Origin of the sequence: Streptomyces sp. NBC_00989, assembly GCF_045162655.1 — a bacterium.
GTDB lineage: Bacteria > Actinomycetota > Actinomycetes > Streptomycetales > Streptomycetaceae > Streptomyces.
Map to the genome: position 1 here is coordinate 3666818 of NZ_CP108728.1, position 25227 is coordinate 3692044.

Below are 25227 nucleotides of genomic sequence, written 5' to 3' on the forward strand. Positions count from 1 at the left end.
CTTGAGTGGAACAGAGCACTTAGTCGAAGCGCTTCGATGTTGCTGCGAGGTTAAGTGAACACCCAAGGGTGCACAAGGGTCGCTCCCAAGATTCCTCCGAGGTGTGCGGCATGACCTGTCCGTATGTGCTGCTTGAAATAACGGTGAAGGTCTCTTGACACCTGACGCGCATCGAATCAGCATCGAAGCGCTTCGAAAGAGCCGCGCCGCTCCATCGCAAGGGGAACCCCACGTGACCGCACAAACGCCGCCTACGCCGCCTTTCCGCGATCCGCGCCTGCCGTTCGCGAAGCGCATCGACGACCTGCTGGCGCGGCTCACCCTCGACGAGAAGGTCGGATTCCTGCACCAGTACGCGCCCGCCGTGGAGCGCCTGGACGTCGCCGCGTTCCGCACCGGCCAGGAGGCCCTGCACGGCGTCGCGTGGATGGGCCCGGCGACGGTCTTCCCGCAGGCGGTGGGCCTGGGCGCGACCTGGAACGAGGATCTCGTACGACGGGTCGGCGACGCGGTGTCCAAGGAGGTCCGCGCGATGCGCGCCCGCGACGACCGCGTCGGCCTCAACGTCTGGGCCCCCACGGTGAACCTGCTGCGCCACCCGCTGTGGGGCCGTAACGAGGAGGGCTACTCGGAGGACCCGAAGCTGACCTCGGCGATCGCCACCGCGTACACGCGCGGCCTGCGCGGCGACCATCCAACGTACTGGCGCACCGCGCCCGTCCTCAAGCACTGGCTGGCGCACAACAACGAGACGGGCCGCGCCGTCTCGTCCTCCTCCGTCCGCCCGCGCGTGCTGCACGAGTACGACCTGCGCGCGTTCCGCGAGACGGTCGAGGCGGGCACGGTGGCTGGTGTGATGCCCGCGTACAACCTGGTCAACGGCCGCCCCAACCACGTCTCGCCCTATCTGCGCGAGCATCTGCGCACCTGGACCGACGAGGACCTCCTCGTCTGCTCGGACGCGGGCGCGCCCTCCAACCTGGTCGACTCCGAGCACTACTTCGACACCCACGAGGAAGCGACGGCGGCCTCGCTGCTGTCCGGTGTGGACAGCTTCACCGACCACGGCACGGACGGCTCGACGATCGTCGCGCGGGTCCAAGGCGCCCTGGACCAGGGCCTGTTGACAGAGGCGGACCTCGACACGGCGGTCCGCCGGCAGCTCTCGGTCCGGTTCCGGCTCGGCGAGTTCGACCCGGCGCACGACCCGCACGCCGACATCAAGGACTTCGACACCCCGGCCCACCGGGCCCTCGCCCAGGAAACCGCCGAGCAGGCGGTGGTCCTCCTCAAGAACGACGACGACCTGCTGCCCCTCGCCCACGACACGCGTCTCGCCGTCGTCGGTCTGCTCGCGGACGAGTGCAAACTCGACTGGTACAGCGGCACGTTGATCCACCGCTCCACTCCGCTGGAGGGTCTGTACGAGCGGTTCGGCGCCGAGCGCGTCGAGTTCGCGGAGGGCGTGGACCGGGTCCGGCTGCGCAGCTCCCAAGGCACCTTCCTGCACGTCCCGTTGGCGGACGGGCCCGACGAAGTACGCGGCGCCGAGGGCGCGTTGGACCCCGCCCTCCTCGCCGGCCGCACCGACCTCCCGCCGCTCACCACGGACGACACCGGCACCGAACTCGCCCTCGTCGACTGGGGCGAGGGCGTCCTCACCCTCCGCGCCCCCGACGGCCGTTACCTCTCGGTCGCCGACGACGGCTACGTCCGCGCCTCCGCCGACCAGCCCGGAGGCTGGGTCGTCCAGGAGACATTCCGCCTGGAACCCCACGAGAACGGTCACCTCCTGCTGCACATCGGTACGGGTCGCCACGTCTCTGTCGCCGCCGACGGCGTGAAGGTTGCCGAAGAGGGCGCGGAAGTTTTCGAGCTGGTGATCGCCGAGCGCGGCGAGGACGCGGTGGCCCGGGTCGCGGAGGCGGCGGACGTGGTGCTCGTCGTCGCGGGCAACGACCCGCACATCAACGGCCGCGAGACCGAGGACCGTACGACACTCCTACTCCCCGCCCACCAGCGGCGCCTGCTGCGCGCGGCCCGCGCCGCCAACCCGAACACGGTCCTGGCCCTGGTCTCCGCGTACCCGTACACGGTCGACCCCGCCGAACTCCCCGCGATCCTGTGGACCGCCCACGGCGGCCAGGCGGCGGGCACCGCCCTGGCCCGCGTCCTCGCCGGCGACGTCTCCCCCGCCGGCCGCCTCCCCCAGACCTGGTACGCCGCCGACACCGACCTGCCCGACCTCCTCGACTACGACGTGATCGGCGGCCGCCAGACGTATCTCTACTTCGAGGGCACGCCCCTGTTCCCCTTCGGCCACGGCCTGTCGTACGCGTCCTTCGCTTACGGCGACCTGACGGCACGGGTCGAACTCGGCGCGGTGCACGTGCGGTTCACGGTCACCAACACCGGCGATGTGACGGCAGACGAGGTGGCGCAGCTGTACACGCGCGCCGCCGACCCGTCGGTCCCGCGCCCGCGCCGCGAACTCGTGGCGCACCGGCGGGTGACGCTGGCACCGGGCGAGCGGGCCGAGCTGGACTTCCGACTCCCGCTGTCCGTCTTCGAGTTCTGGGACGTGGCCCGGGGTGGCCACCGCCTCGAACCCGGCACCTACGACCTGCTCGTCGGCGCTTCCAGCGAGGACATCCGCCTCCGTACGACGGTGACGCTCGACGGCGAGCCCGCGGCACCCCGCCCCCTCCTCCAACACGGCCTGGACGCGGCCGACTTCGACGAACAGTCGGGCGGCGAGATCGTCGACCGCGCGAAGGCGGCGGGCGACGCGGTGACCCCGGCACAGGGCGGTACGGCCGAACTGGTCTACCGGCACTGCGACTTCGGCGCCGGTGTCACGGAGGTGACCGTGGAGGTGGCGGGCGAGGGGGTCGTGGAACTGTCCCTGGACGGTGGCCCGGCGCTCGCCCAACTCGCCCTGCCGGCGCCGACGTCGGGCCCGTACGACTACACCACGCTCGGCGCCGTGATCGTCGCCGAGGGCGTGCACGATGTGCACCTCAGGCTGCGCGGGCCCTTGCGGCTCGCGCACGTCGGCTTCTCCGGCTGAGGGTCCGGAGAGGCCGACGCCAGTCCGAAAAGGCCGGCGGCAATGAAGGGGCCCGGCACCGGAAGGCATCGGTGCCGGGCCCCTTCGGGGAGGCTATATGAAAATGGATCCCATTAGCTAGGGCCGCTGGGTGAGAGAACGGTCAGAACGACCGTGTTCACCTGGCGGGCGGTCAGAGCGCGAGGCCCGTGAGGACCAGCACCCGCTCGTAGGTGTAGTCGTCCATCGCGAACTTGACGCCCTCGCGGCCGACACCGGACTGCTTGGCGCCGCCGTACGGCATCTGGTCGGCGCGGTAGGACGGGACGTCGCCGATCACGACACCGCCGACTTCGAGCGCGCGGTGGGCGCGGAAGGCGACCTGCACGTCGTGCGTGAACACCCCTGCCTGGAGGCCGTACTTGGAGTCGTTGGCGGCGGCGAAGGCGGCGGCCTCGCCGTCCACCTTCGTCACGGTCAGCACCGGCCCGAAGACCTCCTCGCAGGAGATCGTCGTATCGGCCGGTACGTCGGTGAGGACGGTCGGCGCGTACGAGGCGCCGTCGCGCTTGCCGCCGGTGAGGAGGGTGGCGCCCGCCTCGACGGCCTCCTGCACCCACGACTCGACGCGCTGCGCGGCGGCCTCGCTGACCAGCGGCCCGACGTCGGTCTTGTCGTCGCTCGGGTCGCCGGTGACCTGGGCCTCGACGGCGGCGACGATGCGCGGGAGCAGCCGGTCGTAGACGGAGGCGTCCGCGATGACCCGCTGCACGGAGATGCAGGACTGGCCGCCCTGGTAGTTGGAGAAGGTCGCGATGCGGGTCGCGGCCCAGTCGAGGTCGGCGTCGGAGGAGTAGTCCCCGAGGACCACGGCCGCGCCGTTGCCGCCCAGCTCCAGGGTGCAGTGCTTGCGCGGCACCGAGTCCATGATCGCGTAGCCGACCTTCTCCGAACCGGTGAAGGAGATCACCGGCAGCCGCTCGTCCTGGACGAGGGCGGGCATGTGGTCGTTGGCGACCGGCAGGACGCTCCACGCGCCGGTGGGCAGCTCGGTCTCGGCGAGCAGGTCGCCGATGATCAGGCCGGAGAGCGGGGTGGCCGGGGCCGGCTTGAGGATGATCGGCACGCCGGCCGCGATCGCGGGGGCGATCTTGTGGGCGCACAGGTTCAGCGGGAAGTTGAAGGGCGCGATGCCGAGGACGACGCCCTTCGGGAAGCGCCGGGTGAGCGCGAGCCGGCCCTGGCCGCCGGCGTCGGTGTCGAGGCGCTGGGCCTCGCCGCCGTTGAAGCGCCGGGCCTCCTCGGCGGCGAACCGGAACACGGACACCGCGCGGCCGACCTCGCCGCGCGCCCACTTGATCGGCTTGCCGTTCTCGGCGGAGATCAGCTGCGCGATCTCCTCGGTGCGCTCGACGAGACGCCGGCTGACGTGGTCGAGGGCGGCGGCGCGGACGTGGGCGGGGGTCGCGGCGAACTCGTCCCGTACGGCGTACGCGGCGGCCACCGCCTCCTCGACCTGGGCGTCGGTCGGCACGCTGACCTTGCCGACGAGGCGTCCGTCCCAGGGCGAGGTGACGTCGAAGGTGTCCTCGCCGGTGGCCTGGCGGCCGGCGAGCCAGAAGGCGTGGGTGACTGCCACAGTTTCGTTGGGCATTGCGTGTGCCGGCCCTTCCACGTTGGGGGTGCTTGTTCTCAGTGCTACTCGGTGTTTCTCGGTGCTGCTCGGTGCTTCTCGGTCAACGGTAGGTGCGGGGAAGCGGGGGTGCGTTTGTCCGAGCCGTAGCAGTGCCGGGCCGGGACACTCCAGTTCGGCAGATGCCGTGCCGCCTACTCCGCCGCGGCCGTCGCCTTCAGCGCGAGCCACAGCTCCATCCGTACGTCCGGATCGTCCAGGGACCGCCCGAGGATCTCCTCGACCCGCCGCATCCGGTACCGCAGGGTGTGCCGGTGCACCCCGAGGTCGGCGGCGGCCGCGTCCCACTGCCCGTGCCGGGACAGCCACGCCCGCAGCGAGGCGACGAGATCCCCGCGCCCGGTGGCATCGTGCTCGGACAGCGGCCGTAGCAACCCGTCCGCGAACGCGCGCACCGCGTCGTCGGCGAGCAGCGGCAGCACGGACCCGGCGGCCAGTTGCTCATGCTCGACGAGCACCCGCCCCCGCCTCCGCGCCACGGACAACGCCTGTTCGGCCTGCTTGTAGGCGGCCGCCGCGGCGATGGGCCCGGCGGGCGCCGAGAGCCCCACGACCAGGTCGTCCTCATCACCGGTGTGCTCCCCGGTGGCCGAGGAGGCCCGCTCGCCCTCCCGCGTCGCCGCGTACTCCCCGCACGCCTCGACGGCCGCGCCGCCGTCCACGGCCAGCACGACCAGCCGTTCCGGTCCTTCCGCCACGACGAGCACGGCTTCCCCGGACCGCGCGGCGGCCGATTCCACGGCCTCGGCGAGCCCGTCCAGGGCTTCACCGTCCGCCGACTCCCCCACGATGATCCGGAACGGCGCGTCGAGGAGCCCGCCGTACAGGTCCCCGGCGACTGCCCGGGCGTGGTCCGGGTGCCCGGCGAGCAGCATCCGCAGCACCGCCGCGCCGATCCGCTCCTGGGCGGCCTGAAGGGACCGCGAGCGTTCCGTGGTGAGGGTCAGGAGCGCGATCGCCGAGTGCACGGCGTACCGCTCCGCCGTCCCGAGCGCCGATTCCGTCCCTACGGCGAGTGCGGCGCGCGGGCGGCGGCCGGTGCCGAGGGTGTGCAGTTCGACGCGGTCCTCGTTGTCCGGGCCGCCCACCACCGAGGAGGCCGGCGCGGGCCGGTCCCGGAGCCGCTCCACGTCCGCCGTGAGCCGTGCGGCGCGGCGGCCCGCCCACTCCGGTGCGGTGGCGACGACGGCGCCTGACGCGTCGTAGAGCGCGGCCCAGCCGTCGACCTGCGCGGCGAGCGCGGCGAGGAGTCCCTCCGGGCCGTCGGTGAGGGCCTGCTTGGTGAGCTCGCGCTGCGCGGCGAATCCGGCGGTGACGGAGCGGTACTGGTCGGCGGCGATCGCGGCGGAGACGGCCTTGCTGATCGCGATGAACGGGGTGCGCCGGGGTACTTCGAGCAGCGGCAGCCCCTCCTGCTCGGCGGTGTCGACCAGCACCTTGGGAATCTCGTCGTAGTTGACCCCGACGGCGAACCCCAGCCCGACGACTCCCGCCCCCACCAGCCGCTTCACATACCGCCGCATGGCCTTCGCGTCGTCCGCGTCCAGCTTGAGGGCGGTGGTCAGCAGCAGTTCCCCGCCCTCCATGTACGGCACCGGATCCGCCAGCTCACTGACATGCGCCCACCGGACGGGCACGTCCAGCCGGTCCTCGCCGGCGCGCACGGTGAGCTTGAGCGCGGAGTGGTGGACGAGCGAGGCGAGCGTGGGGGGCATGGGGCCTTCAGCTGGAGGAAGAACAGACGATCACGGCGATCTTTTGGCCGTCGCGTATGAACGGGCTGTGTCGATTCTGCCTCACCGTATGGTCGGGGTGTGTCTGTATGTCCGGTTCAGAGGGCCGGGGCTCGCAGATCCACCAGTGACGGCGGAGTGTGCTTCCCCTCGACCGTCGTGAGCGACAGCACCGCGTGCCCCGGCGGCACCTCGTGCGCGAGCTGGGACGCGGACCACCGCTCCCGCTCGACCTGCCGTACGGTCACGGCCTCCGTCGTCACCGCCCGGCCCGTCACCAGCTTGCGCAAGGCGTGGATGGCCCGGGTCATCGGCTGGTCCGCGAAGACGGTGTGCTGGGCCACGTCCCGGGTCTCCACCCACTCCGTGCCCCAGGCGTGGGCGAAGCGGCTGCCGTCCCAGGTCGTGACTCCCGAGAAGGCCATCCGGCAGCCGACCGCTCCGTGCAGCGGTCCGTGCAGCGCCTCGGGGACGTCGCCGAGCGTGCGCAGGGCGAGGAGCACGCCCGCGTTCTGCGAGCGCAGACGCTGCATGCGCCGTACGGACTCGGTGGTCACCGTCCCGGTGGCGTCGTCGAGGACGAGACAGGCGAAGTGCCGGCGCCCGGTGTCGTGCACGACGTGGTCGAACTGGGCCAGAACCAGCCGGGTGATCAGCCGGGAGGCCTCCTCGTGCCCGTGGGCCGGCACGTCGATGCGGACCCGCAGCGGGTGATGGGCGACGGCGCGCAGCGAGAACGGCCGGACGGCCGCGTCGCCGGTGCCGAAGAAGTCGGCGAACACGGGCCGGTCCAGCAGCGCGAGCCGGTCGGCGAGCCCCGGACCGGGGTCGGCGGCGCCGCCGGTCTGACGGGCCCGGGCGTCGAGATCGCGGCGCAGGCCGGTGTGCTCCGGCGCCGACAGCGCCTGGCGCAGGGCGTCGAGCGCCGACGGTTCGCCCTCCAGGAGTTCCCGCAGGACGGGCAGGGGCGGGAAGGTGCCGTACACCGCCCGATACGGCCCGAGCAGCTGGGCGAGCGCGGTCGCGGCCCGCTGGGCGCCGGCGGTGTCGAGGTCTCCGACCAGTCCCTCGGCGAGGAACGCGGCGGCCGCGTCGGGGTCGGTGGTGTCGGCGTAGGGATCCAGGTCGTAGACGGAGGCGGGGTCCCCGATCCGCACCACGACGTCGTACGCCGAGTCCGGGCCGAGCGGGGTGCCGGCCGCGCAGACCGCGACGACGGCACACTGTCCGGTCAGCGCCCGCAGGGCGAGGGACTCGACGACCGGGGCGACCACATGCCTGGTCTTGCCGGAGCCGGACGGCCCCACGACGAGGAGCGAGGTGCCGAGTGCGTCGGGGCCGAGGGCCGTGCCCGCGCCGCGGTAGGCCGACGGCGTACGGTCCCCGGCCGTCCACTGTCCGATGCGCACCTGTCCGTCCAGCAGATCGTGAAGTGCGGCGCGGCCGGGCAGGTCCCGGGCTCCGGACGGGTGGACCCAGGCCGCCGCCCCCTTGCGCAGCACCGTGTCACTGAAGGCGGCCAACTGCGCTTCCCTGCGGGCGGTTTCCCACGCGTGACCGACCCGGGCGCAGTCCACGTCGTTCATACGGCCGGTGAGCACTTCGGCGGTGAGGAGCTCCGCCGTCTCGTGCTGGCCCGCCTCGCGCAGCTCGGGCCACTGGGCGGGCAGCACCGCGGCGGGCGCCGGCCGGGCCTCGCCCTCTCCCGTACGGCCGCGCGCGGCAAGTCGTTCCTTCGCGAGCGCCCACCAGCCGCCGAGCCGGGCGAAGGGCCACAGGACCAGCGCGGTGATGAGTCCGTACAGCGTGTCGGTGAAGAGCACCGACTGGAAGAGATCGGGGCCTCCGGCGATCAGGACGACAAGGGAGAACAGCGGGTCCTGGACCGGCAGTGGCTCCCAGCCGACACCGGGAAACGCGGAGGGAAAGACGAAGCTGAGCGCGATGAGACCGCCGACGAGCGCCAGCAGAGCGCGAGCGGGCTGTGGGCGACCGCCGACCACGTGCCGGGCCATCTCGAGCCAGCCGCCCAGCCTGACGACGGCGTAGACGAGCAGGGCGAAGAAGGCACCGTCGTAGACGCTGATGGCGTCCGCGCCCTGGTTCCCCTTGGGAGACACCGTTCCCGCCCACCACCAGTCGCTCGGGGTGAACAGCTTGAGCAGGGCCCACTGGTACGGAACGGCACCGTGACGCCAGAAGGACCACACGATCACCGCCACCACCAGGGGGACCAGCAGACCGAGGATCGCGACCGGGGAGAGCCGTGCCGATGCCTGGTCGGCCTTGGGCGGGCGGTATCCGTAGCGCCAGATGCCGGGTGCGGCGGCCGGCCGGGGCTCGTTCAGCCAGTCGGCGACGGCCGGGGCGAACCGCGGCGGCTGTTCGGGCGCGGGCGTCGTACCCGGTGTCCGCGCAGGCCGCGGCGGCATGGCCGGTACCTCCGGCGGCCGCGCCGGACGCGGCACAGGATTGGCCTGTGTGTGTCGCGCGTCCTGCGTCCCGTCGCTGTCCATCGCCCTTGCCCCCTGACCAGCCGTTCCGTCCACCGTCAGCGAGTCAATCTAACGCGCCTGGAAGGGGAGTTCACCGTTTACGCGGCCGGGCTCGCACGGATCCTCGCGATACCGGCACTGTCCACGGCGGACAACCGGCGTCGCCGACACCGCCCACATGGAGCATGCCCACCCCCCTCCACCCGCCCTAGCCTGCGAGAAAGGAAGAAAGCAGAAAAGCGTCCGCACCACCCCAGGAGCCCCTCATGACCGCACTTCCGCAGGAGCGCCGCGTTCTCACCGCCATCCCCGGCCCGAAGTCGCAGGAGTTGCAGGCCCGCCGTACCGCCGCGGTCGCGGCCGGTGTGGGCTCCGTGCTGCCCGTGTTCACCGCGCGCGCGGGCGGCGGGATCATCGAGGACGTCGACGGGAACCGGTTCATCGACTTCGGTTCCGGCATCGCCGTGACGAGCGTCGGCGCCTCCGCCGAGGCCGTCGTACGCCGTGCCACCGCACAGCTCGCCGACTTCACCCACACCTGTTTCATGGTCACGCCCTACGAGGGGTACGTCGAGGTCGCCGAGGCGCTCGCCGAGCTGACCCCGGGTGACCACGCCAAGAAGTCCGCGCTGTTCAACTCCGGCGCCGAGGCCGTCGAGAACGCCGTGAAGATCGCGCGGGCGTACACCAAGCGGCAGGCCGTCGTCGTGTTCGACCACGGGTACCACGGCCGGACCAACCTGACGATGGCGCTGACGTCGAAGAACATGCCGTACAAGAACGGCTTCGGGCCGTTCGCGCCCGAGGTCTACCGTGTGCCGGTCGCCTACGGCTACCGCTGGCCGACCGGTCCGGACAACGCCGGTGCCGAGGCCTCCGCGCAGGCCATCGACATGATCAACAAGCAGATCGGTGCGGACAACGTCGCCGCGATCATCATCGAGCCGGTCCTCGGCGAGGGCGGTTTCATCGAGCCGGCGAAGGGCTTCCTGCCGGCGCTGAGCGAGTTCGCCAAGGCCAACGGGATCGTCTTCGTCGCCGACGAGATCCAGTCCGGGTTCTGCCGTACGGGGCAGTGGTTCGCGTGTGAGGACGAGGGTGTCGTCCCGGATCTCATCACGACCGCGAAGGGGATCGCGGGCGGGCTGCCGCTCGCCGCCGTCACCGGCCGTGCCGAGATCATGGACGCCGCGCACGCCGGTGGGCTGGGGGGTACGTACGGTGGCAACCCCGTCGCCTGTGCCGGTGCGCTCGGCTCGATCGAGACCATGAAGGAGCTGGACCTCAACGCCAAGGCCAAGGCCATCGAGGGCGTCATGAAGGTCCGGCTCGGGGCCATGGCGGAGAAGTTCGACATCATCGGCGACGTGCGCGGGCGCGGCGCGATGATCGCCATCGAGCTCGTCAAGGACCGTACGACCAAGGAGCCGAACCCGGAGGCGACGGCCGCGCTCGCCAAGGCCTGCCACCAGGAGGGGCTGCTGGTCCTGACCTGTGGCACCTACGGCAACGTGCTGCGCTTCCTGCCCCCGCTGGTCATCGGGGACGACCTGCTGAGCGAGGGGCTCGACATCATCGAGCAGGCGTTCGCACGTATCTGAGCCACTCCCGCCCGTACATCCCGGCCACACACAACTCGCAGCTCCCACACAGGAGTTGGGCCTCACACGCCTCAACCGCCCCACCCGTTTCATCCACAGCGATTCCGGGACCGGTGCGGCGGGCGTCAGGCCGTGTGAAGAAGGTGTGCGGGGTGCATGACGGGACGCGATTCCGCCTGTCGTACCCGCAGCCGCTGCCGTAGGTTCTAACCAGATGAGAGATACACCCCGCCCACAGGGGACTGTGGGCGACTTCAGGCCGGGGCCTCCCCAGCTTCGACCTGGTCGTGCCATCGCGCACACAACAGGAGCCTCTGGCTCCGAATCTCCTCACCGATCGGACAGTCGCCCGCCCCAAACCCCCCGGGGCGGCCGGCCCGCCGATCCGGACGGCCGGCCTGGAACTACCCCCCCTGTTCCAGGTCGGCCGACCTCCTTTCTCTGGCTGCTTCTCGCCCTTCCCGCGTTCCTCTTCGCGGTGATCACCTGGCAGGTGGCGGCCGACGGCCCCCTCCTCCGCCTGGACACCCGCCTCAGCCGCGCACTCGTCCACCCGGACCGGGCCTCCGAACTCCTCGCCGACCTCGGCAACATCCAGGTCGCGGTACCCGTCCTGGTCGTCGTTCTCGTCTACGTCGCGTGGCGCGGCCGTGCCACAGGTACGGACCACTGGTGGCGGCCACCCCTCGCGGCGGCCGTGCTGATGGCCGTCGTCCCGGCGATCGTCGTCCCCGTCAAGGAACTGATCGCCCGCGGCGGCACCCCGGCGGTCCCGCCCGGCACCGGCTACTACCCCTCCGGCCACACGGCCACCGCGATGATCGCGTACGGCGCCTCGGCCCTGGTCCTCCTCCCTTGGCTCCGGCCGGCATACGCCCGGCGCGGAGCCGTCGTCCTCTGCGCCCTCCTCGTCGCCGGCGTCAGCTTCGGCCTGGTCCGCCGGGGCTACCACTGGCCACTGGACGTCGTGGCCAGCTGGTGCCTCGGTACGGTGCTGCTCGCATCGCTGCGGCTGTTCCTGGGCCGCGCGCGAAGCCGGGTTCAGCCGAAGTAGCCGTCGAACGTCTTCTGGAACTCCCAGTTCGAGTACCGGTCCCAGTTGATCGACCAGGTCATCAGGCCGCGCAGGGTCGGCCAGGTGCCGTGGGTCGCGTACGAGCCGCAACTCACCTTCTTCGTCAGGCAGTCCAGGGTCTTGGTGACCTCGGCCGGAGCGACGTAGCCGTTGCCCGCGTTGACCGACGCCGGCATGCCGATGGCGATCTGGTCGGGGCGCAGGGCCGGGAACACGTTGTTCGTGTCGCCCGCCACCGGGAAGCCCGTGAGCAGCATGTCCGTCATCGCGATGTGGAAATCGGCGCCGCCCATGGTGTGGTACTGGTTGTCGAGACCCATGATCGGGCCCGAGTTGTAGTCCTGGACGTGGAGCAGGGTGAGGTCGTCGCGCAGGGCGTAGATGACGGGCAAGTACGCACCGCACCTCGGGTCCTGGCCGCCGAACTTGCCGGTGCCGTAGAACTGGTAGCCCATCTGCACGAAGAACGTCTCGGGCGCCATGCTCAGCACGAACTTCGAGCCGTACCTGGCCTTCAGGGTCTTCAGGGCCGCGATCAGGTTGGCCACCACGGGAGTTGTGGGGCTCTTGAAGTTCGTGTCGCTCGCGTCGAGCGTGAGCGAGTGGCCCTCGAAGTCGATGTCCAGGCCGTCGAGTCCGTAGGTGTCGATGATGTTCGAGACGGAGGAGACGAAGGTGTCGCGGGCCGCCGTGGTGGTCAGTTGGACCTGGCCGTTGGCGCCGCCGATGGAGATCAACACCTTCTTGCCCGCCGCCTGTTTGGCCTTGATCGCCGCCTTGAAGTCGGCGTCGCTCTCGACGTTCGCGCACTCGCTGACCGGACAGCGGTTGAAGCGGATGTCGCCCGAGGTCGCGGAGGTGGGTTCGCCGAAGGCCAGGTCGATGACGTCCCAGCTGTCGGGCACGTCGGCCAGGCGCGTGTAGCCGGAGCCGTTGGCGAAGCTCGCGTGGAGGTAGCCGACCAGGGCGTGGGTGGGCAGGCCGGTGCCGGGACCCGAGCCGGTGGACGTCGTCGCGGTGACCGCCGTCGACTTCGGTGACTCGCCCGCGTCGTTCACCGCGGTGACCTGGAAGCTGTACGCCGTCGCGGCCGACAGCCCGCTCACGGTCGCCGAAGTGCCGCTCGCCGTCTGGACTTTGACCCCGTCGCGGTAGATCGCGTAGCTCGTCGCGCCGGTGACGGCGGACCAGGAGAGAGCGACGGAGGAGGACGTCACGGAGCCTGCGGCGAGGCCCGTCGGGGTGGCGGGCGGCTGTCCTACGTCCACTGCCGGGCCGGTGAGGGAGAGGTCGTCGGCGTAGTAGGCGCCGGTGGCGTACCAGCCGTGCGTGTAGATCGTGACCTTGGTGGTGGACGGGCCGGTGCGGAACGTGGTCTTCAACTGCTGCCAGTCAGGGGCCGATTGGGTCCAGGTGGAGACGTCGGTGGTGCCGGTGCCGCTCGCGCCGAGGTAGACGTAGCTGCCGCGGACGTAGCCGGCGAGCGAGTACTGCGAGTCCGGTTTCACGGTCACCGTCTGCGCGCACTGGGCGTAGTCGTTGCCGGCCGGGGTCGCCTGTAGCGCCGAACTGCCGCCGTGCACGGGCGACTTGACCGTCGTACCGCTGTTCGCGGTGCAGGACCAGCTGTCGAGGCCCGCTTCGAAGCCTCCGTTCTTCGCCAGGTCCGCGTCGGCCGCACGGGCGGCCGACGAGAGCGCGGTGAATCCGGACACGGCCAGGGCCAGGGCCGTGAGCATGGTGAGGACGGGTCTGGTGCGGTCCACAGGTGCCTCCGGGCATGGGGGAATTGGAGGGGTGGAGCGCGCCCAATTTGGTCCAGACCAATTAGCTTGTCAAGACCTCAATCAGTTACCCGTCCTCCCCCTCCATGGCCAGGCCCGCCGCCGCCTCGTGCATGGCGAGTTCGAGGAGTGCGGGGTCGGTGAGGGTGCCGGAGCCGTCCGGCGGTACCAGCCAGCGGACTCCGCCGGTCGACCGGCCGGGGTACGGCACGACGATCCAGGTGCCGAGTCCGGCCGACCGGATCCCGGTGCCCAGCCAGCGGGTCGCGGTGCCGGGCGGTACGAGGAAACCCATCCGTGCGTCGCCGAAGTCGACGAGTACCGGGCCCAGTTGATCGATGACCCTGGTGAGCACATCGAGCGTGGGATAGCCGAGCTCACCCGGCAGGATGAGTACGTCCCAGGCCTTGCCGGCGGGCAGCAGCGCGACCCCGAGGGGGTTGCGCTCCCATTCCCAGCGGCAGGCCTCCGGATCCGGAGCTACGGATGCCAGCCACTCGACGGCCGTCTTCGCCCCAGTCATGAGGAGACCTCCCTTTCTCATGTCGACGCTGGTCGCGTCACAGGAGAGAGGGAGGTCTCCGCCAGGCATTACGCGGGTTCCGGCACCCCGAAGGAGTGAACCGGATCACACCCGCCAGAAGGCGCGCGGCTCAGCTGTCGAAGCCGAGGCCCAGCTTGTCCATCGTCTTCAGCCAGAGGTTGCGCCGGCCGCCGTGGTCGTCCGCGCGGGCAAGCGACCACTTGGTGAGTGCGATGCCGGTCCAGGCGAAGGGCTCGGGCGGGAAGGGCAGCGGCTTCTTGCGGACCATCTCCAGTTCCGTGCGCTCGGTCCGCTCCCCCGCGAGCAGGTCCAGCATCACGTCCGCGCCGAACCGGGTCGCGCCGACGCCGAGCCCGGTGAAGCCCGCCGCGTACGCCACCTTGCCCTGGTGGGCGGTGCCGAAGAACGCCGAGAAGCGCGAGCAGGTGTCGATCGCGCCGCCCCAGGCGTGGCTGAAGTTGAGGCCCTCCAACTGCGGGAAGCAGGTGAAGAAGTGCTCGGCGAGCTTGGCGTACGTCTCCGGCCGGTCGTCGTACTCGGCGCGCACCCGGCCGCCGTACGGATAGATCGCGTCGTAACCGCCCCACAGGATGCGGTTGTCGGCGGAGAGCCGGAAGTAGTGGAACTGGTTCGCCGAATCGCCGAGCCCCTGGCGGTTCTTCCAGCCGATCGACGCCAACTGGTCGGCGGAGAGCGGCTCGGTCATCAGCGCGTAGTCGTAGACCGGGACGGTGTACGAGCGGACGCGCTTGACCAGGTTCGGGAAGATGTTGGTGCCGAGCGCGACCCGGCGGGCACGGACCGAGCCGTAGGGCGTGCGTACGGCCATGCCGGCGCCGTACGGCTTGAGGGCGAGGGCGGGGGTGTGTTCGTAGACGCGGACGCCCAGTTGGAGGCAGGCGCGCTTCAACCCCCAGGCCAGCTTTGCCGGGTTGAGCATCGCGACGCCGCGGCTGTCGTACAGGCCGGCCAGGAAGGTCGGGGAGTCGACCTGCTCGCGGACCGCTTCCGCGTCCAGGAATTCGGTATCGTCGGCGAGGCCCTTGCTCTCCAACTCGCCGTACCAGTCGTGGAGTTCCTCGGCCTGGTGCGGTTCGGTGGCGACGTCGATCTCGCCGGTGCGCTCGAACTCGCAGTCAAGGGAGTAGCGGGCGACCGCGCTCTCGATCGCGTCGAGGTTGCGGGCGCCCAGCTCCTCCAGTTTGTGGATCTCGTCGGGCCAGCGGGTGAGGCCGTTGGACAGTCCGTGGGTGAGCGAGGCGGCGCAGAAACCGCCGTTGCGGCCCGAGGCGGCCCAGCCCACCTCGCGGCCCTCCACCAGCACCACGTCCCGCTGCGGGTCGCGCTCTTTCGCGATCAGCGCGGTCCACAGTCCGCTGTAACCGCCGCCGACGACCAGCAGATCGCAGGTCTCGGCGCCGGTGAGCGCGGGTTCGGGGTGGGGCTTGCCGGGGTCGTCCAGCCAGTACGGGACCGGCCGGGCTTCGGAAAGGGACTTGGTCCAGCGTGTCATGGCGCTCGGGGCCATGATTTCAACTCCCTACAGGGATAGTGCGGTTACGCCTTTACCTTGTTGCGGCGGTTGGTGATCGCCATCGAGAAGAGCACCAACAATACGGCGACGAGGAACATGGCCGTACCGATGACATTGATCTGAACGGGTGTCCCGCGCTGCGCCGAACCCCAGACGAACATGGGGAAGGTGACGGTCGAACCCGCGTTGAAATTGGTGATGATGAAATCGTCGAAGGAGAGCGCGAAGGAAAGCAGCGCGCCCGCCGCGATTCCGGGGGCCGCGATGGGGAGGGTGACCCGGACGAACGTCTGCACCGGGCCGGCGTAGAGGTCCCGGGCCGCCTCCTCCAGGCGGGGGTCCATCGACATCACGCGGGCCTTGACGGCGGTGACGACGAAGCTCAGGCAGAACATGATGTGGGCGATCAGGATGGTGTAGAAGCCCAGTTGGGCGCCCATGTTGAGGAACAGGGTGAGCAGCGAGGCCGCCATGACGACCTCGGGCATCGCCATCGGCAGGAAGATCAGCGAGTTGATCGCGCCGCGTGCGCGGAAGCGGTAGCGGACCAGCGCGAAGGCGATCATCGTGCCGAGGACGGTGGCGCCGATGGTCGCCCAGACGGCGATCTGGAGGCTGATGCTCAGCGAGCCGCACATGTCGGCGACACCGCACGGCTGCTTCCAGGCGTCCAGCGAGAACTGCTGCCACTCGTAATTGAAGCGCCCCTTCGGCTTGTTGAAGGAGAACACCGTGACGATGACGTTCGGGAGAAGGAGATATCCGAGGGTCACCAGGCCCGCGATGACTACGAGATGGCGCTTGAACCAGCGTACGACGGCCATTTAAACCAGATCCTCCGTCCCGGACTTGCGAATGTAGATGGTCACCATGGCGAGAATGGCGGCCATGAGGATGAAGGAAAGAGCCGCCGCCGTCGGGTAGTCCAGAATCCGCAGGAACTGCGTCTGGATGACGTTTCCGATCATGCGGGTGTCGGTGGAGCCGAGGAGTTCGGCGTTGACGTAGTCACCGGCCGCCGGGATGAAGGTCAGCAGGGTGCCGGAGACGACGCCGGGCATCGACAGCGGGAAGGTGACCTTGCGGAAGGTGGTGAACGGCTTGGCATACAGGTCGCCGGCCGCCTCGTGCAGCCGTCCGTCGATGCGTTCGAGGGAGGTGTAGAGCGGAAGCACCATGAACGGCAGGAAGTTGTACGTCAGTCCGCAGACGACCGCGAGTGGGGTGGCGAGGACGCGGTCCCCCGATGTCCAGCCGAGCCAGTTGGTGACGTCCAGGACGTGCAGCGTGTTGAGGGCGCTGACGACCGGGCCGCTGTCCGCGAGGATCGTCTTCCAGGCGAGGGTGCGGATCAGGAAGCTGGTGAAGAACGGCGCGATCACCAGGATCATGATCAGGTTCCGCCAGCGTCCCGCGCGGAACGCGATGAGGTACGCCAGCGGATAGCCGAGCAGCAGACAGAGGATGGTCGCGGCGGCGGCGTAGAGGACCGAGCGCAGGAACTGCGGCCAGTACTCGGACAGCGCGTCCCAGTAGGTCGCGAAGTGCCAGGTGACCTTGTAGCCGTCCTCCAGGGAGCCCGTCTGGATCGACGTGGAGCCCTGGTAGATCATCGGCAGCGCGAAGAAGACGATCAGCCAGAGGATGCCGGGCAGCAGCAGCCAGTACGGCGTCCAGCGGCCCCTCTTCTTGCGCGCCGGCTTCTCCTCCGGCGCGGGCGCCAGGGGCGGCGCCTCGGTGACAGCGGCCATCAGGCGGCCTCCTCCTCGATGTCGACGCCCGCGTCGATGTCCTGCGCCGCGTCGAGGCCGAAGGTGTGGGCCGGGTTCCAGTGCAGGACGACGTCGGCGCCGGGCCGCAGCCGGATGTCGCGGTCGATGTTCTGGGCGTAGACCTCGAACTCGGGGCAGACCGGGCTGTCGATGACGTACTGGGTGGAGACGCCGATGAAGCTGGAGTCGGCGATCTTGCCGGTGATGCGGTTGCGGCCGGCCGGGATCTCGCCCGCGTCGTCGGCGTGCGTGAGGGTGATCTTCTCCGGGCGTACGCCGACCAGGACCTTGCCGCCGGTCGTCGTGGGCGCCGAACATCGCGCCTCGGGGAGGACGAGCTTGCCGCCGCCCGCCTTGAGGATGATCTCGTCGCCGCTCTTGGAGTCGACCTCGGCCTCGATGAGGTTGGAGGTGCCGAGGAAGTTGGCGACGAAGGTGGTGTTCGGGTTCTCGTAGAGGTCGCTGGGCGAGCCGAGCTGCTCGACGCGGCCCGCGTTCATCACGGCGACCGTGTCGGCCATGGTCATGGCCTCCTCCTGGTCGTGCGTGACGTGGATGAACGTGATGCCGACCTCGGTCTGGATGCGCTTGAGCTCCAGCTGCATCTGGCGGCGGAGCTTGAGGTCGAGGGCGCCGAGGGGCTCGTCGAGGAGGAGCACCTTGGGGTGGTTGATCAGCGCGCGGGCGACGGCGACACGCTGCTGCTGGCCGCCGGAGAGCTGGTGCGGCTTCTTGCGTGCCTGCTCGCCGAGCTGGACCAGGTCGAGCATGTCGACGACCTGCTGCTTCACCGACTTGATGCCGCGCCGGCGCAGACCGAAGGCGACGTTCTCGAAGATGTCGAGGTGCGGGAAGAGGGCGTAGGACTGGAAGACCGTGTTCACCGGCCGCTTGTACGGCGGGAGGTTGGTGACCTCCTGGTCGCCGAGGTGGACGGTGCCGGAGGAAGGTTCCTCCAGGCCCGCGATCATGCGCAGGGTGGTGGTCTTGCCGCAGCCCGAGGCGCCGAGCAGGGCGAAGAAGGAGCCCTGGGGGACGGTCAGGTCGAGCGGCTGCACGGCGGTGAAGCCGTTGTCGTACGTCTTGCTGATACCGGAGAGGCGGACGTCGCCGCTGTTGTCCTTGGTGTTCATCGTCGTCACGCCCCTGTGAGCTTTGCGAACTTCTGCTGGTATGACGTCTCTTCCTTCGAGCTCAGGGAGCGGAAGGCGTGCGACTTGGCCGCCATGGCCTTGTCGGGAAGGATCAGCGGGTTGCTCGCCGCCGACTTGTCGAGCTTGGCGAGGTAGGGCTTCACGTCCGCGACCGGGCTCACGTAGTTGACGTATGCGGCGAGTTCGGCGGCCGGTTCGGGCTCGTAGTAGTAGTCGATGAGCCGCTCGGCGTTCGTCTTGTGCCGCGCCTTGTTGGGGATCAGCAGGTTGTCGGTCGACGTCATGTAGCCGGCGTCGGGGATCACATAGCCGACGTCCGGGTTGTCCGACTGGAGCTGCACGATGTCGCCGCCCCAGGCGACGCACGCGGCGAAGTCGCCCTTGGTGAGGTCGGACGTGTAGTCGTTGCCGGTGAAGCGGCGGATCTGGCCCTTGTCGACGGCCTTCTGAAGGCGGGCGATGACCGCGTCGTAGTCGTCGGTGGTGAACTTCGCCGGGTCCTTGCCCATGTCGAGCATGGTCATGCCGACGCTGTCACGCATCTCGGTGAGGAAGCCGACTCGGCCCTTGAGCTTGGGGTTGTCGAGCAGGTCGGAGATCGACTTCACCTCGACGCCGTCGAGCGCCTTCTTGTTGTAGGCGATGACGGTCGAGATGCCCTGCCACACGTACGAGTACGCCCGGCCCGGGTCCCAGTCGGGGCTGCGGAACTGGTCCGACAGGTTGGCGTAGGCGTGCGGCAGGTTCGAGGCGTCCAGCTTCTGGACGTAGCCGAGGCGGATCATGCGGGCGGCCAGCCAGTCGGTGAGGACGATCAGGTCACGGCCGGTGGACTGGCCGGCGGCGAGCTGCGGCTGGATCTTGCCGAAGAACTCGTCGTTGTCGTTGATGTCCTCGGTGTACTTGACCTTGATGCCGGTCCGCTTGGTGAACGCGTCCAGCGTCGGACGGTGCTTGCCGCTCTCGTCCGTGTCGATGTACTCGGGCCAGTTCGAGAAGTCGATCTCCTTCTCCGTGGCCGAGTGGTCGTCGGCGGACACCCCGCCCTGCGTCTTGCCCGCCGCGGGGATCCCGCAGCCGCTCAGGGCCCCGAGTCCGCCGACCGCGAGCGCGCCGCCCGCGGAGGCGCGCAGCACCGAACGGCGGGTCATGGCGGACCGGCTCTTGCGGAAGCTGCGCCGTACGGCGGCCACTTCGGCCGGGGTCAGGCGGTCGGGCTCGTACTGCTTCATGCGCGTGCTGCCCTTTCGGGAGGAGACGGCCGCGGCTTCGGCGGCCGTCAGTTCTGCTATCGGTCCCCGAAGATCGTGCGGTGCCAGTCCTTCCTGGCCACTGCGGTGTTGTCGAACATGACGTGCTTGATCTGCGTGTACTCCTCGAACGAGTAGGCGGACATGTCCTTGCCGAAGCCGGACGCCTTGTATCCGCCGTGGGGCATCTCGCTGATGATCGGGATGTGGTCGTTGATCCACACGCACCCGGCCTTGATCTCGCGGGTGGCGCGGTTCGCCCGGTAGACGTCCCGGCTCCACGCGGAGGCGGCCAGGCCGTACGGGGTGTCGTTGGCGAGCGCGATGCCTTCGTCGTCGGTGTCGAAGGGCAGGACCACGAGGACGGGGCCGAAGAGCTCCGACTGCACGATCTCGCTGTCCTGGGCGGCGTCCGCGACCAGGGTGGGGCGATAGTAGGCGCCGTTCTTGAGATCTCCCTGAGGAGCCTCGCCGCCGGTCACCACGCGCGCGTAGCCACGCGCCCGGTCGACGAAGGCGGCGACGCGGTCGCGCTGGACGTGCGAGATCAGCGGCCCGAGGTCGGTGCCGGGGGCGAAGGGGTCGCCGACCCGGACGCCCGCCATGAGGGCGGCGGTCTTCTCGACGAACGCTTCATAGAGGGGCCTTTGCACGTACGCGCGCGTGGCGGCCGTGCAGTCCTGCCCGGTGTTGATGAGGGAACCGGCGACGGCTCCGTTGACGGCGGCTTCGAGATCCGCGTCGTCGAAGACCACGAAGGGCGCCTTGCCGCCGAGTTCCAGGTGGATGCGCTTGACGGTGGCGGTCGCGATCTCGGCGACGCGCTTGCCGACGGCGGTGGACCCGGTGAAGGAGGTCATGGCCACGTCCGGGTGACCGACGAGATGCTCACCGGCGACCTTCCCCGCGCCGGTGATGATGTTGATGACACCGTCCGGGATGCCCGCCTCCGTGGCGGCCTGCGCGAACATCAGCGAGGTGAGCGGGGTCAGCTCGGCGGGCTTCAGCACGATCGTGTTGCCGGCGGCGATCGCCGGGAGGATCTTCCAGGCGGCCATCTGGAGGGGGTAGTTCCAGGGCGCGATGGAGCCGACGACACCGATGGGTTCCCGGCGTACGTACGACGTGTGGTCGCCGGAGTACTCACCGGCGGACTGCCCCTGCAGATGCCGTGCGGCACCGGCGAAGAAGGCCGTGTTGTCGATGGTCCCCGGGACGTCGAACTCACGGGTCAGTTTGAGGGGCTTGCCGCACTGGAGGGACTCGGCGCGGGCGAAGTCGTCCGCGCGCTCGGCGAGCACGGCGGCGAAGCGGTGCAGCGCGTCGGAGCGCTCGCCGGGGGTGGCGCCCGACCAGCCCGGGAACGCGGCGCGGGCGGCGGCCACGGCCGCGTCCACGTCATCGGTTCCGGCCAGCTCGTACGTGTAGACGTCCTCGCCGGTGGCCGGGTCGACGACGGCGTGGGTGTGTCCGGAGGTGCCCTTGGTCAGGCGGCCCGCGATGAACTGCGCGCCGTCCGCGAAGTACTCCTGTGCGGGGAATCGTTCCGGGGTGACGCTGCCCGGGTTGTGCATGTCGCTCTCCTCCGCCTTCGCCCCGCTTCGTCCGCTGGCGGGTGGCGTAGCTCCAGCTCGATTTGAATGCCGATCCTGACAGAGCAAAGGGACTCCAACAAGTGATTCCGTTGTTGCCTTTTGGTTACGCGACGGAATCTGTCGACCAGGTGTCGAGTCCGTACGGAAAAGGGGGGACGGAGTGTCAGTGGTGCCTGCAAGACTCGCGTGTATGGACGGGATCACGGGGAAGCTCGCGGCGGGGGCCGCGGAAAAGATCGATTCGCAGGAAGCCCTGATCAGGGAAGTGCGCGCCGGGGCCAGGGTCAAGTACCTGCACTTCTGGGGCCACCGGCCACGCCCGGACGGACGCGTGAGCGCGAGCTGTCTGAGCCAGTGGTGGCCGTCGCCGTTCACGGTGGACGGGGTGACCTATGCGACCGCCGAGCACTGGATGATGGCCGGCAAGGCACGGCTCTTCGACGACGCGGAGGCTCTCGCGCGCGTCCTGGCGGCGGGGCATCCGTCCCAGGCCAAGAAGGCGGGGCGGCTGGTGCGCGGCTTCGACGAGGAGACCTGGGCGCGGGAGCGGTTCGGGATCGTCGTCGAGGGGAGCGTCCACAAGTTCGCGGGGGATGAGGAACTGCGGGCGTTTCTGCTGGGGACGGGTGAGCGCGTGCTGGTGGAGGCGAGTCCCGTCGACCGGGTGTGGGGCATCGGTCTGGCCGCGGACGATCCGGCGGCGGAGGATCCCGCGCGGTGGCGAGGGCCGAATCTGTTGGGGTTCGCGTTGATGGAGGCGCGGGGGCGGTTGCGAGAGGGGTGACGGGGGGCTGACGGAGGGGGCTGGGGAGGAGTTACGGGAGCCTCACCGGGTGGCTGTGGGAGGGGTGACGGGGCCTGACGGGGTGGGCTGAGCAGCCCCGGTGATTTCGGCGGGGGGGCCCTGGTGGTTTCGGCCGGGGGGCTCAGCGGCTGGGGTGCAGATGGCCCCGGTCACCGGGACACCGGTGGCGAGGCGGCTGGCGTAGCCACGGCTGGGGCGTGCAGGGTCGGTGGCCGGAACGGGCCGGGCCCGGGGGGTACGCGACCACAGCTGGCGGGCACACCGGCGGGCGGGAGCCGAGCCGTGCCTTCAGCGGATGCGGAAGGCGGGAGTTGAGGCCGCGCGCGCCGGTCAGCCCTGAGGCTGGAGTGGGGGTAGCTCAGGCGGCCGGGGTGTACATGACCACGCTCACCGGGACACCGGGTGGCAGGGCCCGCATGGCCACGGCTGGGGCAGGCACGGCCGGAGGCCGGAACAGGCCGGGGACGCGACCACGGCTGGCCGGCACACCGGCAGGCGGGAGCCGAGCCCTTGGCTTCAGCAGCCGTGGGAGGGGGACGGTGGCTTAAGCAGCCCCGGCGGTCTGACCGGGGGCTCAGCAGCCGGTGCGCACATGACCACCATCACTGGGACACCGGTGGCGAGGTGAGTGAGCCCGGGGGCTGCCGTAGGCCTGGGTCGTGAGCGCGGGCGGGTCCCGTCCCGGTCAGAGCTGGGGCTGGAGCGGTGCCGTCACGCTGGGGGCGGAGTTGTAGAAGGGGTCGGTGTCCGTGGTGTCGGTGTCGTCGCCGTGCCTCACGGCGAACGCGATGAAGACGACCATCAAGATGATCGTGGCGATGCCGAAGACGGTCCCGATGATGCCCGTGATCAGCCCCGCCTGGGCCTGACCGCGGTTCGTGGCCTCGCCCCGGTCGGCCCGCTTCTTGCCCTTGATGCCGAGGATGATCGCGGTGACACCGAGGCCCAGGGAGACGACGCCGTAGATGCAGAACAGGCAGCAGGACAGGATGCCCAGCACCATCGCCGCGGTGCCCATGCCGTTCTGCGGGGCCATCGGCATACCGGGCCAGCCGTAGCCCTGCGGGTAGCCGGGGTAGCCGTAGCCGCCGGGCATGCCCGGGCCTCCCGGCATTCCGGGGGCGCCTGGCATTCCGGGCCCGGGGCCGTTCGGCGGGGGCGGGCCGGGGGGAGTGCCGGGCGCGTTGGGGGTGCCGTAGGAGGGAGCGCCGTAGCTGGGGAGTCCGGGGGGTGTGCCGGGCGGGCCGTAGCCGGGAGCGCCGGGCGGAGTGCCGGGCGCGGCGGAACCGGGCGGGGCGAAACCATCGGCCGGCATGGCCGTCATGGTGGCCTGGTTGTGCACCGACGGCGACTGCGGCGGAGGCTGCTGGGCCACGGGCGGACGGTCCTGGGGGTGGGGCTGCTGTGCGGGGACGGGCGGCTGATCCTCCGGAGGAGCCCACGGTCCGGGCGCGGGCGACGCTGGCGGTTGCGTGCCCTTCTCCAAGGATGTCCTGTTCTCCGGCGGTGCCCACAGGTCGCGATCCGCCGCGTCCGCACCGCCGTCCGGCTGTGTCTGGTCCCCCACTGCCCCGTCCCCCTCGGTAGATCGTCAGACCGACCATGCTAGAGCGTCCGCTTGCCTGCTCCGTCACCTGGGCTGTCCCTCAAGGGTGGCAGGTCACCGAGGCCGCGAGCACCAAGGGCACGGGCACGAGTGACGCCCGGCGGGTTGGCGGTCGGCGGCTGGTACCACCATCGACCGGTGCCGCCCGCACCACCAGTACCGCCTGCGTCACCGGTCCCGCCCGGCATCACCACCGCTCGGGGCCGACGGCGCCGATACAAGCACAGGCACCGACCGCAGTCCCGTCCGACACCGGCCGGCACCACTCAAGGTCCCGTCAAGATCCCGCCCGGCACCTCCCATCCCCCCTCCCCTCCCCGACCCTCCCCGACCCTCCCCAGGCCACCCCCGTCCGCCCCGGCCTACGATGATCCCGAGTCATCGATCAGCCGATCACCCGCGTCCCGCTCGGCACTGCCCGGGGCGCCGTTCCGGGGAGGAACCTTGTCCGACCACAGCGCCGCAATCGCCGGCGGTCAGGCCCGTGACCTGCATGCCTTTATCGCCGGGTTGCCGAAGGCCGAGCTGCATGTGCATCACGTCGGCTCCGCCTCCCCGCGGATCGTCTCGGAGCTGGCCGCCCGGCACTCCGACTCCAAGGTGCCCACCGACCCCGAGGCCCTGGTCGACTACTTCAGCTTCACGGACTTCGCGCACTTCATCGACGTGTACCTGTCCGTGGTCGACCTCATCCGCACGCCGGAGGACGTACGGCTGCTGACGTACGAGGTCGCCCGGGACATGGCCCGCCAGCAGGTGCGGTACGCCGAGTTGACCATCACGCCGTTCTCGTCGACCCGGCGCGGCATCGACGAGCGGGCCTTCATGGACGCGATCGAGGACGCCCGCAAGGCGGCCGAGGCGGAGTTCGGGACCGTGCTGCGCTGGTGCTTCGACATTCCCGGTGAGGCGGGTCTTGAGGCCGCCGAGGAGACCGTGCGGCTCGCCACCGAGGATCGCGTACGGCCCGAGGGGCTGGTGTCGTTCGGGCTCGGCGGGCCGGAGATCGGGGTGCCGCGGCCGCAGTTCAAGCCGTACTTCGACCGGGCCATCGCCGCCGGCCTGCACTCCGTGCCGCACGCCGGTGAGACCACCGGCCCCGAGACGGTCTGGGACGCGCTGAACGATCTGCGCGCCGAGCGCATCGGACACGGCACCACCTCCGCCCAGGACCCCAAGCTGCTCGCCCATCTCGCCGAGCACGGCATCGCGCTGGAGGTCTGCCCGACCTCCAACATCGCCACCCGCGCGGTCCGCACGCTGGACGAGCACCCGATCAAGGAGTTCGTCCGCGCCGGGGTCGCGGTCACGATCAACTCCGACGACCCGCCGATGTTCGGCACCGACCTCAACAACGAGTACGCGGTCGCCGCCCGCCTCCTCGACCTCGACGAACGCGGTGTCGCCGACCTCGCGAAGAACGCCGTGCGGGCGTCCTTCCTGGACGCGGCCGGCAAGGCACGCATCAACGACGAGATCGACACGTACACCTCGGCGTGGCTCGCCCCCTGACAACCGGCGCTCCGCGGACAACCAG

General features: G+C 70.4%; 17 protein-coding genes. 5 read left to right on the forward strand and 12 right to left on the reverse strand.

Translation table 11 applies throughout. The annotated features are described in order from the left end of the window. The first annotated feature begins 232 nt into the window (after positions 1-232). Complete coding sequence (locus OG714_RS15630; protein ID WP_406121498.1) at positions 233-3070, forward strand: glycoside hydrolase family 3 C-terminal domain-containing protein; 2838 nt, start codon at positions 233-235, stop codon at positions 3068-3070. 172 nt (positions 3071-3242) lie between these two features. Here OG714_RS15630 and OG714_RS15635 read toward each other — a convergent pair whose 3' ends face one another. The 3 genes from OG714_RS15635 to OG714_RS15645 form a co-directional block, all read right to left on the reverse strand. Next, positions 3243-4688 carry an aldehyde dehydrogenase family protein gene (locus OG714_RS15635; protein ID WP_406131834.1) on the reverse strand — a complete coding sequence of 482 codons (1446 nt, stop codon included), beginning with the start codon at positions 4686-4688 and terminating at the stop codon, positions 3243-3245. A gap of 188 nt (positions 4689-4876) precedes the next feature. Then, positions 4877-6457: a PucR family transcriptional regulator gene (locus OG714_RS15640; protein ID WP_406121499.1), complete on the reverse strand. Its 1581-nt coding sequence runs from the start codon at positions 6455-6457 to the stop codon at positions 4877-4879. A 116-nt stretch (positions 6458-6573) separates the two neighbouring features. Then, entirely contained in the window at positions 6574-8991 is a 2418-nt protein-coding gene (locus OG714_RS15645) for an ATP/GTP-binding protein (protein ID WP_406121501.1), read from the reverse strand. A 245-nt stretch (positions 8992-9236) separates the two neighbouring features. Between OG714_RS15645 and gabT the strand changes: the two genes are divergently transcribed. Both gabT and OG714_RS15655 read left to right on the forward strand, forming a co-directional pair. After that, a complete protein-coding gene (gene gabT, locus OG714_RS15650) occupies positions 9237-10571 on the forward strand; it encodes a 4-aminobutyrate--2-oxoglutarate transaminase (protein ID WP_406121503.1) in 1335 nt (444 codons plus the stop codon). Positions 10572-11049: 478 nt separating this feature from the next. Further along, entirely contained in the window at positions 11050-11625 is a 576-nt protein-coding gene (locus OG714_RS15655) for a phosphatase PAP2 family protein (RefSeq protein WP_406121505.1), read from the forward strand. Here OG714_RS15655 and OG714_RS15660 read toward each other — a convergent pair. The 8 genes from OG714_RS15660 to OG714_RS15695 all read right to left on the reverse strand — a co-directional run bounded on the left by OG714_RS15660 (position 11613) and on the right by OG714_RS15695 (position 21258). Then, the gene (locus OG714_RS15660; RefSeq protein WP_406131835.1) at positions 11613-13385 is read right to left on the reverse strand and encodes a chitinase; all 1773 of its coding nucleotides are present in this window, start codon (positions 13383-13385) and stop codon (positions 11613-11615) included. The two genes, OG714_RS15655 and OG714_RS15660, sit on opposite strands and share 13 nt — an antisense overlap. Positions 13386-13497: 112 nt before the next feature. Next, positions 13498-13953 carry a hypothetical protein gene (locus OG714_RS15665; protein WP_406121506.1) on the reverse strand — a complete coding sequence of 152 codons (456 nt, stop codon included), beginning with the start codon at positions 13951-13953 and terminating at the stop codon, positions 13498-13500. A 130-nt stretch (positions 13954-14083) separates the two neighbouring features. After that, positions 14084-15502 (reverse strand): NAD(P)/FAD-dependent oxidoreductase, encoded by a 1419-nt coding sequence (locus OG714_RS15670; RefSeq protein ID WP_406121508.1) that lies wholly within the window; start codon positions 15500-15502, stop codon positions 14084-14086. Between the two features lie 29 nt (positions 15503-15531). Next, on the reverse strand, positions 15532-16332 hold the full coding sequence (locus OG714_RS15675) for an ABC transporter permease (protein WP_406121510.1): 801 nt from the start codon (positions 16330-16332) through the stop codon (positions 15532-15534). After that, positions 16333-17259, reverse strand: a complete 927-nt coding sequence (locus OG714_RS15680; protein WP_406121512.1) for an ABC transporter permease — start codon at positions 17257-17259, stop codon at positions 16333-16335. Beyond that, on the reverse strand, positions 17259-18413 hold the full coding sequence (locus OG714_RS15685; protein WP_406131837.1) for an ABC transporter ATP-binding protein: 1155 nt from the start codon (positions 18411-18413) through the stop codon (positions 17259-17261). Before OG714_RS15685 ends, OG714_RS15680 begins: the two co-directional genes overlap by 1 nt. 5 nt (positions 18414-18418) lie before the next feature. Beyond that, positions 18419-19666: a PotD/PotF family extracellular solute-binding protein gene (locus tag OG714_RS15690; RefSeq protein WP_406121514.1), complete on the reverse strand. Its 1248-nt coding sequence runs from the start codon at positions 19664-19666 to the stop codon at positions 18419-18421. Positions 19667-19722: 56 nt separating this feature from the next. Further along, positions 19723-21258: a gamma-aminobutyraldehyde dehydrogenase gene (locus tag OG714_RS15695; RefSeq protein ID WP_406121516.1), complete on the reverse strand. Its 1536-nt coding sequence runs from the start codon at positions 21256-21258 to the stop codon at positions 19723-19725. Between the two features lie 211 nt (positions 21259-21469). Between OG714_RS15695 and OG714_RS15700 the strand changes: the two genes are divergently transcribed. Beyond that, on the forward strand, positions 21470-22063 hold the full coding sequence (locus OG714_RS15700) for an NADAR family protein (RefSeq protein ID WP_406121518.1): 594 nt from the start codon (positions 21470-21472) through the stop codon (positions 22061-22063). Positions 22064-22769: 706 nt separating this feature from the next. On the opposite strand, the gene OG714_RS15705 is transcribed toward OG714_RS15700, so the two are convergent. Continuing rightward, positions 22770-23459 carry a DUF4190 domain-containing protein gene (locus tag OG714_RS15705; RefSeq protein ID WP_406121520.1) on the reverse strand — a complete coding sequence of 230 codons (690 nt, stop codon included), beginning with the start codon at positions 23457-23459 and terminating at the stop codon, positions 22770-22772. Between the two features lie 675 nt (positions 23460-24134). Here OG714_RS15705 and OG714_RS15710 point away from each other — a divergent pair. Beyond that, positions 24135-25202 (forward strand): adenosine deaminase, encoded by a 1068-nt coding sequence (locus OG714_RS15710; protein ID WP_406121522.1) that lies wholly within the window; start codon positions 24135-24137, stop codon positions 25200-25202. Positions 25203-25227: the final 25 nt, after the last annotated feature.

Coding starts and splice junctions, on each gene's coding strand:
- OG714_RS15700 (WP_406121518.1), top strand. CDS start 21,470: ATGGACGGGATCACGGGGAAGCTCGCGGCGGGGGCCGCGGAAAAGATC.
- OG714_RS15690 (WP_406121514.1), bottom strand. CDS start 19,666: ATGAAGCAGTACGAGCCCGACCGCCTGACCCCGGCCGAAGTGGCCGCC.
- OG714_RS15645 (WP_406121501.1), bottom strand. CDS start 8,991: ATGGACAGCGACGGGACGCAGGACGCGCGACACACACAGGCCAATCCT.
- gabT (WP_406121503.1), top strand. CDS start 9,237: ATGACCGCACTTCCGCAGGAGCGCCGCGTTCTCACCGCCATCCCCGGC.
- OG714_RS15695 (WP_406121516.1), bottom strand. CDS start 21,258: ATGCACAACCCGGGCAGCGTCACCCCGGAACGATTCCCCGCACAGGAG.
- OG714_RS15665 (WP_406121506.1), bottom strand. CDS start 13,953: ATGACTGGGGCGAAGACGGCCGTCGAGTGGCTGGCATCCGTAGCTCCG.
- OG714_RS15675 (WP_406121510.1), bottom strand. CDS start 16,332: ATGGCCGTCGTACGCTGGTTCAAGCGCCATCTCGTAGTCATCGCGGGC.
- OG714_RS15640 (WP_406121499.1), bottom strand. CDS start 6,457: ATGCCCCCCACGCTCGCCTCGCTCGTCCACCACTCCGCGCTCAAGCTC.
- OG714_RS15660 (WP_406131835.1), bottom strand. CDS start 13,385: ATGCTCACGGCCCTGGCCCTGGCCGTGTCCGGATTCACCGCGCTCTCG.
- OG714_RS15680 (WP_406121512.1), bottom strand. CDS start 17,259: ATGGCCGCTGTCACCGAGGCGCCGCCCCTGGCGCCCGCGCCGGAGGAG.
- OG714_RS15685 (WP_406131837.1), bottom strand. CDS start 18,413: ATGAACACCAAGGACAACAGCGGCGACGTCCGCCTCTCCGGTATCAGC.
- OG714_RS15670 (WP_406121508.1), bottom strand. CDS start 15,502: ATGGCCCCGAGCGCCATGACACGCTGGACCAAGTCCCTTTCCGAAGCC.